At 45.0% G+C, this 11,821-nt stretch carries 16 protein-coding genes; 2 read left to right on the plus strand and 14 right to left on the minus strand.

Annotated features, from left to right (window positions below):
- Positions 1-87: 87 nt before the first annotated feature.
- From B5E82_RS17265 to B5E82_RS17310, 10 genes are all read right to left on the minus strand, one after another.
- Positions 88-1,167 (minus strand): hypothetical protein, encoded by a 1,080-nt coding sequence (locus B5E82_RS17265; RefSeq protein ID WP_087308761.1) that lies wholly within the window; start codon positions 1,165-1,167, stop codon positions 88-90.
- 1 nt (position 1,168) lies between these two features.
- A complete protein-coding gene (locus B5E82_RS17270) occupies positions 1,169-1,483 on the minus strand; it encodes a hypothetical protein (protein WP_087308762.1) in 315 nt (104 codons plus the stop codon).
- Positions 1,484-1,620: 137 nt separating this feature from the next.
- Positions 1,621-1,848, minus strand: coding sequence for a hypothetical protein (locus B5E82_RS17275; RefSeq protein ID WP_087308763.1), 228 nt, complete (start codon positions 1,846-1,848; stop codon positions 1,621-1,623).
- Positions 1,845-2,105 (minus strand): hypothetical protein, encoded by a 261-nt coding sequence (locus tag B5E82_RS17280; RefSeq protein ID WP_242966365.1) that lies wholly within the window; start codon positions 2,103-2,105, stop codon positions 1,845-1,847. Before B5E82_RS17280 ends, B5E82_RS17275 begins: the two co-directional genes overlap by 4 nt.
- A gap of 97 nt (positions 2,106-2,202) precedes the next feature.
- Positions 2,203-2,490: a hypothetical protein gene (locus B5E82_RS17285; protein ID WP_087308765.1), complete on the minus strand. Its 288-nt coding sequence runs from the start codon at positions 2,488-2,490 to the stop codon at positions 2,203-2,205.
- Positions 2,491-2,745: 255 nt separating this feature from the next.
- Positions 2,746-2,904: a hypothetical protein gene (locus B5E82_RS18605; RefSeq protein WP_242966366.1), complete on the minus strand. Its 159-nt coding sequence runs from the start codon at positions 2,902-2,904 to the stop codon at positions 2,746-2,748.
- A complete protein-coding gene (locus B5E82_RS17295) occupies positions 2,901-3,143 on the minus strand; it encodes a YdbC family protein (protein WP_087308766.1) in 243 nt (80 codons plus the stop codon). Before B5E82_RS17295 ends, B5E82_RS18605 begins: the two co-directional genes overlap by 4 nt.
- 239 nt (positions 3,144-3,382) lie before the next feature.
- Positions 3,383-3,736 carry a hypothetical protein gene (locus B5E82_RS17300; RefSeq protein WP_087308767.1) on the minus strand — a complete coding sequence of 118 codons (354 nt, stop codon included), beginning with the start codon at positions 3,734-3,736 and terminating at the stop codon, positions 3,383-3,385.
- Positions 3,723-4,052 carry a hypothetical protein gene (locus B5E82_RS17305; protein ID WP_087308768.1) on the minus strand — a complete coding sequence of 110 codons (330 nt, stop codon included), beginning with the start codon at positions 4,050-4,052 and terminating at the stop codon, positions 3,723-3,725. Before B5E82_RS17305 ends, B5E82_RS17300 begins: the two co-directional genes overlap by 14 nt.
- A gap of 128 nt (positions 4,053-4,180) precedes the next feature.
- On the minus strand, positions 4,181-4,378 hold the full coding sequence (locus tag B5E82_RS17310; RefSeq protein ID WP_087308769.1) for a hypothetical protein: 198 nt from the start codon (positions 4,376-4,378) through the stop codon (positions 4,181-4,183).
- Positions 4,379-4,515: 137 nt separating this feature from the next.
- Here B5E82_RS17310 and B5E82_RS17315 point away from each other — a divergent pair, with 137 nt between their 5' ends.
- Positions 4,516-5,136, plus strand: a complete 621-nt coding sequence (locus B5E82_RS17315) for a helix-turn-helix domain-containing protein (RefSeq protein ID WP_162610814.1) — start codon at positions 4,516-4,518, stop codon at positions 5,134-5,136.
- A gap of 42 nt (positions 5,137-5,178) precedes the next feature.
- Here B5E82_RS17315 and B5E82_RS17320 read toward each other — a convergent pair whose 3' ends face one another.
- The gene (locus B5E82_RS17320) at positions 5,179-5,811 is read right to left on the minus strand and encodes a hypothetical protein (RefSeq protein ID WP_087308771.1); all 633 of its coding nucleotides are present in this window, start codon (positions 5,809-5,811) and stop codon (positions 5,179-5,181) included.
- 588 nt (positions 5,812-6,399) lie between these two features.
- On the opposite strand from B5E82_RS17320, the gene B5E82_RS17325 reads away from it, so the two are divergent.
- The gene (locus B5E82_RS17325; RefSeq protein ID WP_087308772.1) at positions 6,400-7,770 is read left to right on the plus strand and encodes a sodium-dependent transporter; all 1,371 of its coding nucleotides are present in this window, start codon (positions 6,400-6,402) and stop codon (positions 7,768-7,770) included.
- Positions 7,771-7,949: 179 nt separating this feature from the next.
- Here B5E82_RS17325 and B5E82_RS19035 read toward each other — a convergent pair whose 3' ends face one another.
- The 3 genes from B5E82_RS19035 to B5E82_RS17335 form a co-directional block, all read right to left on the minus strand.
- The gene (locus tag B5E82_RS19035) at positions 7,950-8,021 is read right to left on the minus strand and encodes a cysteine-rich KTR domain-containing protein (RefSeq protein WP_140393184.1); all 72 of its coding nucleotides are present in this window, start codon (positions 8,019-8,021) and stop codon (positions 7,950-7,952) included.
- A 67-nt stretch (positions 8,022-8,088) separates the two neighbouring features.
- Entirely contained in the window at positions 8,089-8,502 is a 414-nt protein-coding gene (locus tag B5E82_RS17330; protein ID WP_087308773.1) for an ureidoglycolate lyase, read from the minus strand.
- Entirely contained in the window at positions 8,502-11,795 is a 3,294-nt protein-coding gene (locus B5E82_RS17335; protein ID WP_087308774.1) for a tetratricopeptide repeat protein, read from the minus strand. Before B5E82_RS17335 ends, B5E82_RS17330 begins: the two co-directional genes overlap by 1 nt.
- Positions 11,796-11,821 lie beyond the last annotated feature (26 nt).

Genomic DNA, 11,821 nt, shown 5'->3' on the forward strand with positions numbered 1-11,821 from the left:
TAAAAAAGTGCTTACCTTACGATGTAAAAATCTGCTTACTAAGGTATGTAAAAAACTCCTTACCATACGGTGTAAAAAACATCTTACCTAACAATGTAAAAAAGTGGTTGACATTTGCATCTGCCCGGTAAGAGCTGCGAAAAGCCGTCCGACCGCCGCTGCCGCCGCAGATAACATATTGATAAATTTACTCAGAATAGGAGCAATTACATTCAATATTGGCGCAAAGGCTGTCGCAAAAGAGTTCTTAAGCTGTGTCAGGCTTGATTTCAGCATAGAAAGGCTCTTGTTCGTTGTGCCGGAATACTTCGCCAGGTTTTGAAATCCTTCTCCGATTGATGTAAAGATCCCGGAAAACGCCCGGAAGGCCACACCCATCAGCAGGCCGTTTTTCAGCATTGAGCCCAGCGAATACCCTGCCTTGTTACTGTTTTTATGTACACTTAATATTCCTGCTGATAGACGTTTAAATCCGCCTATAATACCTTTTCCTGCCATCTGCGCAAAAGATAACGCCGCTTTAAATGTAACCTTTATTAAACGTTTCACGCCGCTGAATATGGTCAAAAGCGTCCTCTTAAGAAGACCTGACTGCAGAGCTGCAGTTAAAGCACTTTTCGCATATTCCGCTACTGTCATCCTCAAACGAGAAAAAGATGAAGCCAAACTATTGTTTGTGCTTTGTAAAACCTCCTCCTGTCCTGTCAAAGCTGACACATTGGCAGAAGCCCCACTCACTGCTCCTGAAGCTCCCACATTCTGACCAGCCATATTCATCTGCTGGAGCTTTATCCTTGCCTCATCAAGTCGCTTATTTAATGCCACAATCTCGGCAGCAATCCCTCTGTACATACTGTCATTTTCTGAGCCTCCCAAATCCAAAAACATCTGCTGTTCCTTATTGAGCAGTTCCAGCCGTTCCTCCAGTGTCTGAATTTCTGTCGCAAGAGCTCTATACTCCTGTGTCGGGGGTGACTGCATAGCAGTTTGCTGTTTGATTGATTCCAAAGCTGTTTCTGTACTTTTTGTCATAGCTTTGCTGATAGAATCTCTCTGGTTTGATACAGAAGATGCCATCCTTTTTACAGCTTTCTTGACTTCCTCTGTACCTACTGCAATTCCATTCGTATCTACTTGTGTATCTATTGTTATTGTACCGTCCGCCATATTACATCTCCTTTAACCATTTATCCGCTAAATCGCTAAACTTATCAATAAATTCATCCATCTGTTTTATTCCTGGTATATCTGTTCCAAAAGTCTTTTGACACGCATTCTCATCTTCAAAAAAATCATTAAACGCACTGGCCACCTTCTTTCGGTACATAGTTGTATCTATAGATTCGCCTGGCATCTTCCCTCGTATCGCTTTTTTGTACGCTATCATAATGCGGTTTGAAAATGCCTTAAACCGTTCCGGCCGTGAAAAATCAACCTGAAGGTAGCCGCCTCGCACTTGAATTGTCTTAAGCATCTTTGCCATTTTCTTTTCCTCCAATCCTGTCATATATCACTGCCAATTCAAGCATCACAATAAATAGCATAATGTCTGCCAGTATTAATAAAATTCCCATAATCATTTTCCAATCTCCTTAATCCTGCGCGCATCGTGTCTATAAACTAAGAATTATTTTCCAATTCCAGAGCCTTTAAAACCAGGTTCGCAGAATAAAATATAGCATTAGCCTCTTTTGCAGTGATTTCACCATTTAATACCATATTATTGACACGAGCTAAAGAGCGTCTCACTTGCGTTGCTGTGTTCCAGCGGAGTTTTTTCTTCTTTACCCCAGCTTCCCTTTGCTGCATTAACTGTGACAGTCGATACCTTTCTGCTAAATCGCTCATACACCAATCTCCTCCGTATCTATAATCGTTATGTCCTTTTGAGGAGGATACATTTCCGCAATTTGTCGTAACTGCTTATAAACTATATCCTTCTTTTTTGAACATATCCGAATGCTGCTGGCTTCGTATCTTGACCTCTCTCGTCCTTTTTCCTGAAGCAAGAGCAAACCTTCATACTTTTTCTGCTCTTTCAGGTATGAAATCATTGCAAGAACTACAAAATATTGTTCGCTTTTTCCTGCTTTCAAAGCTTCCATTTGCATTATATCTCCTTAAATTTTGTCATATAGTTTTGACTGTCTGCCTCCAGAATCAAGGAATTTACTGCTATATACCATACCCCAAACTATCACATCACCTCATCTTTCCCGATTCCATTTCCTCTAATTCTGGTATTTGCACTGTCATCTTTTCTCTTGCCGGATAGAGCAGATTAAACTCCTGAAGCATTTTCACCAGCGTTGGCACATTGTTTGCATACAGTACCGCCCCCAGAGGCTTATTATCCTGCTTGTCCCGCGTCCGATGAAACATAACCATAGCAGCAAAAGCCCTGCGCTCCCTGTCCCATTCCACCGTGATAAAGTTAATCCGCAGATACTTCCCTTTTGCTTTTCTAGGCTCAAGTACAATTTCCCGCATTGCGTCCCGTCCTCCTATCCCTTATAATCGAAATAGGCCAGACCGCCGCCCCTGCTGCTGTTGAGTTCTCCTGCTCCCGGCAGGGGCTATTTCATTTCATTGCGAATATCCTTTGCCGCGGTATCTACAACAGAGAGCAGCCGATGATACTTTACCCGGACAAATCCGCTATAAAACAGACTTCGCAACTTTCTTAAAATACCTGATAAAAAGGAACGGTGGTAAGCCTCTGCCGCCACAAGCTGCCGTATCTGCTTATCTCCGCATTTGACATATAGCTTTATCAGATTGATGGCTTCCAGTTCCCGCCGCCTCAATGCCCCCAGTTTTCAGGATAAGCCCAAGGCTTAAAAACGGCGCTTCAAGCGGCTCTCTGGTCTTAATTGCAATAAAAACTTTCTCTCTAGAATTCATCTCTTGTCCTCCACACTATCAAAAATCTGCTCCAAAATAGCCTTTAATTCTCCCGCTTCTTCCTCTGTCAGCACCAGACCTTTTTGCATCCGATCATCCTGTCGATTCCAGCGGCGCAAATCCAACTTGGCGGGCGCACCATTATAACTGATTCGATTAAGTTCCAGAGTGAACCGCCTATCTGCACTCTCGCTTATTGTTGCTATATGTTCCGTAATCTCATAGCGAAACTCTTTCATCTAAAATCCTCCACACTTTAAATTCGGCTCGTCTCTCAGTAAGAAATGCCAACAATAAACCTGCCAGATATGGCTATATATAGTATATCTGTCCCGTTTTAGGACAAGCAAAACACTTTAGTCTGCGAAACGGTTGTCCCACTTTAGGACAAGCAAATCTTCTATTTATGCCTATCTTGTCCCGTTTTAGGACAAGTTCTGGCCTTTACTTGTCCCGATATGGGACAGCCAAATAAAATTTATGGCGGTATGTAACGCTTCCAATCTTCTGAAAACTCATATATATTTGGCTTCCGCAAATTTGCATTACATTGTTTTACTCTAATAAATCCTTTAGAAATCAATTCCTGCTTCACATTCTGAAAGACAGTATTTCCAGCAATCTTCTTATACTTCGACCTTGGAAATTCAAATTCCTTTGCCCCTCCAGCCTCTAAGAGCATTTGGGCATAAACTCGAAAAGCCTTGTCCGACAGCGACAACATAGCCGGATGAAGTATCTGAGAGTTTCCAAGACGAATATATCGTTTTTCTATTCCGTCTGGCTTCTCAGTCTGCCACGGCGGGAAAGGCGTTGGTTTACGTCTCGCCATTCTCCCCTGTCTCCCGTAATAAAATGTGTTGCCCTTCAGGAATATCCAGAAGCCTCTTTGCGCTTTTAATTGCCGCCAGAGTATTCAATGCTCTGCTTTTCATTGTCCGTATAAAGTCCTCTACCTCCTGACGATTCCCTGGCCTCCAATATCCCGGCGTACCTCCTGAACAAATTACTGCTCCTGCTGCCCGTTCCTCTGCAATTTTCCCCTGAAGTTCACGGGCTGAATGACATCCCGATAGTCGTACAAGTTCCGGTGTGGAAATTGCATTCTCCCGTCCAACTGGAAGAAGGTCATATATTACAAAATCCATATTGCTCCCTTCCGCCGGAAGCGTTATAATAATATCGAAATGAATGGCTTCCAGCTATATTATTTTCCTTCATTAAGTGCACCAAACAGATGAGGGATTTTTTATTACTGTTCTAAAAATTTCAATCTTCATTCCCCCGAAAGACTATCAAGATACTTCTCCACAATAGAAACTTTATATAATGTTCTCCGACCAATTTGTATTTTGGCCCCTGCGTCCGTTCCAATCTTAACCGCTGTTGCTCTGCCACAATTAAGCATTCCTGCCAACGTCTCCGCATTAACTGTCAAAAACTGCTTATTTTCCCTATCAAGCGTCTTTCTCATAAATAATCGTCCTTTCATCAGTATTTGTCCGTTGCTTTATTTCTTCACTAGTGATATTATAATATTAAGCTTATCCTTATTATTTGTCTAATAGTTATAAATCTAAGTTTAATTTAAGAATGAAAGGAATTTATTTAATGAAAAAACCTATTATTAAACCCGAACAAGGCAAACGCCTTAAGGCCGCTTTAAAATATAGAAATAAATCTCAAAAATGGCTCTCCGATAATGCACATATATCGCAACCTACAATTTCTGATATTATCAATGGAAAAGTCAGACTAACCGAACAGAATGCCCTATTATTTTCCAGAGTATTAGATATTAGTCTAAAGTATTTATTATTAGAGAGTGACTACATTACTTCTGAAGAAAAAGCTGCAGATAGGTGGCAATCATATTCTAAAAGAGAGCAATTATATCTTCAAATACTGGAGCTTCACGGGTACGAGTTAATCACTACTGTTTCTGAACTAGAAGAAAAAGTTTCAGATTCGTTTTTTATCAAGCAGTGGGTGATTAAAGATGAATGGGGAAAATCGACAACTTTGCATCATGTAAATTATGATCGTGCAAGAATAATATTTTTGTATGATCAGAAGGCCAAAAAATTGTCTCCTCCCATTCTTATGAGCGAATTTTGGGAGATGATTTCAAACATTGATTATCATTTTTTATGCTGCCTGGAACGGCCATTTAGGAAATACAAAGACATGATAGAATATAGCATCCCCTTAGGTAAAAAGCCCAAAATATAATAAAACAGGCATCCATTACCAAATTGGTATTGAGTGCCTGTTTTACTGCTCCGCAAATAAGATCTCGCCTGTATTCTCGTCATAGGTTATAAGTTTTGACTTTCCTGAAACCCCCAGCTTTTGATAATATTTATGGTATCCTTCAATAACATTCTTCCGTAATGCCATTAATATAGCAATACTTTCTGGAGCCTGACTGCTTCTTTTTAACTTATATAGCATTTCATATTCACAAAGCAAAATTAGCAAATCTTCTGGAACCAAGCCAAAATTTAATGATTTAGTTACCTTGAACAGTTCTTTAGAATCTATGATTTGACTTTTTTCTTCTTCTCTTTTTGTTTCACCTGTAGTGAAAGAAATTGTTTCCTTTGTTTTGGTATGAGTTAGTGAAATAATGGGGTATTTTTCTAGAGGCAGATCTGAAACATCCTTTCTAAAAAATTCCTGCTTAATAATATATTGATATAAAGGTGCATAAACTTCTACCAAAATTCTTTCATAAAAATTTTTGTTCTTTTCATACCAATATTTTGCGACTCCGACCACTGCCGAACCCACCAACATGATAGTTCCAATAATCGGAATAACATATTCAACCACAATTTCAAGCCAACTCATGCCCTCATTAGCATTTCTGAAATACTCACATAATAACCATAATAATTCTGACATATCTTTCCTAATTAATGTATTCTATTAGTACCACTTAAGTACCACTTTGCATAAAACTTGATAAATGTAAATAAAAAGAAAAGTCTAGGAACACTACGTTTCCAAGCTTTCTTAAACCATGATAAACTATGATAAATGTACCACTTTCAAAGTTTTGTTTTACGAGTGGAAGGTCTCGAACACTCGATTCATTTTCGCGGAGCCGTGAGCCAGTCGGACGCGCTGGCGTGTCCATCTGGCGAGCGCCGTGAGACCGGATGCCGGAGGCATCAGGTCTACGCCGGGAATCGGCGGCAGGCCCGTAAGACCTTGGTTTTTATGGGCATATCTGCGTGTCATAGAATATCACAGACAGCCGGAAAAATCAAGAGACTGCTGATACTCCTTCGTGTCCGTTTTTTCTCGTTTTTTTCGTTTCACCGCGCCAAAGCGCTGAATTGACGTAGTATCTGTTCTTTGATAAGATACGTATGTACGCTTTTATGCTTGTATTTCTGTGCTTATAAATAGGAAGAAAGCGTCTGCATTACGTCCGTAAAAGCGGTTTTACCTGTCTGCGGACACAAATAAGAGGGAGAAATAAGAGAAATGGAAAAACGAGAAACCTTCGCGTCCCGGCTGGGCTTTATTCTGATTTCAGCCGGCTGCGCCATTGGACTTGGCAACGTGTGGCGTTTTCCGTACATCACCGGAAAGTACGGCGGAGCCGCATTTGTACTGATTTATCTGTGTTTCCTGGTAATTCTGGGAATTCCGATTATGGTCATGGAATTTTCCGTAGGCCGCGCAAGCCAGAAATCCGCAGCCAGAAGCTTCCATGTACTGGAACCGAAAGGGACCAAATGGCACCTGACAAGCTACGTGGCTATCGCCGGAAATTACCTGTTAATGATGTTCTACACTACCGTCGGCGGCTGGATGCTGGCTTATATCGTCAAGATGGCTTCCGGAACCTTTACGAATCTTACTCCGGACGAGGTAGGCGGAGTCTTCAATAATATGCTGGCAAATCCCGGCGAAATGACCTTCTGGATGATTGTAACTGTCGTAGTGAGCTTCGGTGTCTGCAGCATGGGACTTCGAAACGGCGTGGAGCGCATCAACAAAGCCATGATGAGCCTGCTTTTTGTGATTTTGATCGCATTGTGCATCCGAAGCGTAACTCTGGAAGGAGCCGGCGAGGGACTGAAATTCTATCTGGTTCCTGATTTTGGAAAGATGGCGGAGAACGGTATCGGAGAAGCTGTCTACGCGGCCATGGGCCAGTCCTTCTTCACCTTAAGCCTGGGAATCGGAGCCATGGCAATCTTCGGAAGCTATATCAGTAAGGAGCGCCGCCTGACCGGTGAGTGCATCAATATCTGCGTTCTGGACACTACGGTTGCTCTGCTGTCCGGACTTGTCATCTTCCCGGCATGCTTCGCCTTCGGCGTAGACCCCGGGGAAGGACCGGGCCTTGTGTTCGTCACTCTGCCGAACGTATTTAACCAGATGCCGGGCGGACGCCTCTGGGGCTCTCTGTTCTTTGTATTCATGAGCTTCGCGGCGCTGTCCACAGTTATCGCCGTGTTTGAGAATATCATCAGTTTCGCCATTGACCTCTGGGGCTGGAGCCGTAAAAAGGCCATTCTGGTAAATCTGGTTGTCATTCTGGTTCTGTCCATGCCCTGCGTGCTGGGCTTCAATGTATTAAGCAGCATTCAGCCTCTGGGCGCGGGAACCACGATTCAGGATCTGGAGGACTTCATTATTTCCAACAACCTGCTGCCCATCGGAAGCGTGCTTTATCTGCTCTTCTGTACCAGCCGGTACGGATGGGGATGGAAGAACTTCATTGCGGAAGCGGACGCCGGAAAGGGTATTCAGTTCCCGAAATGGGCCAGATTTTATGTAACCTACATTCTTCCGATTATCGTAATTGCAATTTTGATCATCAGCTATATTCAGAAGTTTGCGTAACCCTTGGCGGAAAGATAGAAATCAAATATATTTCCAGGAAATTCCCGGCCCGGTCAGTTTCCCGGGCCGGGAATTTTACTGTGACGCAATAACAGAGCCGATAACCGTATTTCATCTTACGTGTTATCGGCTCTGCGTCTGTGCGCCCGGCTTTTGGATAACCGTGGCATGCCGTCGTTTTAGTTGATTAAACTTTCCTGTTTACACTTGGGACAGAATAGCCGCTCTGTTTTATCATGCGCTTCCAGAATCTATGGCCTTCCTTTTGGGAAACCAATCTGGAAAAATCCTCAAATGTATCACCCAAAATCCGGCCGCTCACATAAGAAAAACTCCCTTGGGCTCCTGAAACTCATAAAACTCCGAAGGCACTTCCAGATTCTCGGTGATCTTCACCTGAGCCTCCGGGGTCAGAGCCAGCACCTGGTGCCAGATTCCCTTCTTTAAGCAGACCGGCTTATCCAGCACAAAAGCCCGGTAATCCTCCGGATTCTCATGCTCTGCCACCAGAAGCACCGTGATGCCCTTCAGGGGCTCAAAGCTTTCCTTGGAAGTAGGATGGTTCTCCACCACCTTGATTTCTTTGGAGGAGTAGCGGAATACCGCTACCCTCCACGGCTGGTCTGTTTCCGTATCTACAATATAAAAAGTGTCACCATAATTTTCCGGAAATTCCAGCACTGTCCCGTAAGCCTTAAAATTTTCCGCGGTAATACTCTCCAGTCTTGTCATTACAGCTCCCCCTTTGCCAGTTCCTTGTAAATCCGACAATTCTGGTGGTTAAAATCGTATTCCAGAGCCTTGTCAAACTCTTCTACGGCCTTTTCTTTCTGTCCCATTCCCAGATTTGCCAGTCCCATCAGGTAATAGCAGTGAGCCTTGTTTCTCTTATCCATATCATCCTCGAAAATCAGGAAGTCGGGAAGAGATACCGCAAAGAAATCATTCTTCACCACATCATTCAGATGACGCTCGCCGTAATCCATCAGTTTATTGAAGCAGGCATGGGCTTCCTTTGTCTTCCCAAGCTTCTGCTTGGCCAGCCCCTTATAGAGAATCATGTCCGCAGGCTGGTCATAGTAATACATGGCCCCGGCCGGCTCGTTATCTCCCAGCTCTGCCAGATGGAAGCACTCCTCTGCTCCTTCTTTTCCAAGAGCTTCCTTAACAAGTCCCAGGTAATAGTAGAGATTGTTATCCTTGGTTCCTTCCAGCTTTCCTTCTCCCAGGTTTTCCGGATACACCAGGGCTTTTTCCAGTTTTTCTTCCGCTTCGCTGTAAGCGCCTGCGGCGATATCCTTCTTCGCCATTTCCAGAAGCGCAATCTTGTACTGTCCGGAGATACGTCCTTCCGCTCCTTCCCAGGGACGGAAGGAATGGCTCATGATGATCTCGTATGCCTTTTCCGGCTTTCCTGCCAGGTTGTAAAGAGTAACATACTCCAGCATGACATCGTCACGCTCTGTAATAATGTCCTTATGGCTTTCATAAAGCTCCAGCCGCTTCTCAAAAGGCATACCCAGCTTTTTATAGAGCTGATCCAGCTCCAGAAGGACTCTGGCGTCTGTCTCGTCAAGGGCGAAAGCTTTCTCCAGCTCCTGCTTTGCGCGCTCCGGATCATTCTGCTTGTTGTAATAAGCCAGAGCCAGGTTCCTGTGCACGGTAGGATAACCGTCGTCCAGCCGGATGGATTTCTCCCAGAGTTCTGCGGCCTTCTCAAACTGCAGCTTGTCATAGCACAGGCAGCCCAGATAGTAATAGGCCTTTGCTCCCTCCGGATTTTCGGCAATGGCTGTCTCCAGCACCGCGATATCTTCCAGCTTGTTGGGGAAGCAGTACAGCGGCGAGGCCGCCTCTGCTCTTTCAAATGCTTCTTTCGCCCCAGCCTCTTTTCCCAGCTTCAGCAGATATGCGCCTTTGTAATAGAAGAGCATGGGCCATTCCTTCGTGCAGCCGTCCAGCACCTCTACGGCCTCCTCGTAGAAGCCTGCCTCCGCGTAATCCCGGGCTGTCTGCAGATAACTCTCGTGGAAATCACGCATCAGCTTCTTCATCTCTTCTCTGCGGGCTTCCTTTTCCTCAGAAGGCGCATTCAGCACCGCCTCATATCTGGATACATAGTCAAAAGGATCTGTTTTCAGATTTTCCGCAATCCAGGCGCTGTTCTCTCCGTCTCTTCCCAGCACCCGGAGCACTGCTGCCTTCAGGCCCCGCGCTTTGATGTTGTGGGTGTTCTTGATAAGTCCCTTCTCCACAAAATCAAGAGCAGACTCGTAATCTCCTTTTCTGCAGGCAATGACAGCCAGATAATACCAGGACATCTCCTGCTGCTCATTCGTCCAGGTCGCCTTGTAGAAGCTGTCGAAGGCCTCGTCGTATTTCTCCTGATAGAACTGGCTCAATCCCAGATTGTAATAGGATTCGCTGTCATAGGGATTGGGGCTTCTCCAGGTAAGACGATGGATAGCTGCCTTAAAATACCCTTCCGCCTCCGCAAAACGGCCTCTCCGCAGCAGCAGCATTCCGTAGGCATTATTGATGCGGATATCATATTTATCCCGCTTTAAGCCCTCCAGGTAATAGGGATCGGGAAGATAGGTGGCATGGCGGTGCTGCTCAATATGCTGCGCCGTCAGAAGCAGCTCCTCGTTGGTCATAATCTCTTCCGGGTCCTTCGCGGCCTCCGCCGGCTTCGCCAGCTCCGGAATTCCCTCGTCCTCAGGCTGGTACTCTACCAGCAGACGCTCTCCTCCATATACCAGCACCTGGATATCCTGCGGCTTTTCCGCTCCCACAGGGATATCCTTTTCATAGATGTCTGTGGGGGACAGCAGCGTCTTTTCCCGATATACCTCTTCTCCCTGTTTCTTAACTACGATCTGCGCATCCTCATACCGCTCTGTAGCATAGACCACCACATGGATATGATCCTCTGCAGTCTCCAGATTCAGAGCCGCATGGATGGACGCATTCTTTACAGCTCCCACCTTCTTATAAGGCATAAAATACTGCTTGAAGGTCTTTTCCTCAAAAGGCTTCAGCCAGGTGAAATCCGGCTGGTTCTCGGTGAACACGCCGGTCATCAGCTCGATGTAGGGACCATCCTCGTCAGTCAGGTTTCTGTCCCAGGCCTTTCCGAAGTCTCCGCAGCCCCAGGTCCACTGCTTCTTTCCGGGAGAGATATGATGGTCCGCCACATGAAGCAGGCCGGCCTCTTTCTGATAGTCATATCCGCCCACGAAATCATAGTCGGAATGCTCCGCCATATAGGAGGTAGGAACCGGGATATTCTTATAGCGGGAAATATCTACTCCCTCACTGTAATCATGTTTATAATATACGCCCTTGGCAATGGGGAAACGGGACACGTCACGCTTGCCATGGTCCATAACCGAGTGCACATCCGGCGGGAAAATGGACTGAGTATAATCATTGACAGCCACTGCCGGATTCGCCCACCAGAGGAAAGTCTGGGGCATGGAAGTCCGGTTGTAAAGCTGGCCGCGGATCTCTATGTAAGCCTTTCCCGGGTAAAGGGTAAACGCTGCGATACCCTTCGTTCCGTACATCTGATCCACATCGTTCACCAGCAGGGTTTTGCTTCCGTCTTTATTTTCCTGAAGCTTATAATCCACCGGCATATAGGTGGTCGGTCTGTGGTGCTGGGGCCAGTTGAATTCGATTCCTCCCGAAATCCAGGGACCTGCCAGTCCTACCAGCGCCGGCTTAATCACATGATTGTAGTATACAAAATCATAGTCATTGGTCTTATCATAGGCTCTCTGAATCCTTCCCCCCAGCTCCGGCAGAATCATCACTTTGATATACTCATTTTCCAGGAATACCGCCTGATACTCCTTATCTGTCTTCACTCTGCTGATTTTCTCAGTAGTTGGATAAGGATAGACCTTTCCGCTGCTCCCCTGATAAACTCTTTTTTCCAGGAACATGGGATTTTTGTCCGGTTCTCCCACCTCGTAGGTAGGAATCACAATCCTCTCTTCCCAGATTTTTACTTCACCCATTTTCACGTATCCTTCCTTTCAAAAAT

It is taken from the genome of Lachnoclostridium sp. An138, from assembly GCF_002160765.1.
GTDB lineage: Bacteria > Bacillota > Clostridia > Lachnospirales > Lachnospiraceae > Laedolimicola > Laedolimicola faecalis.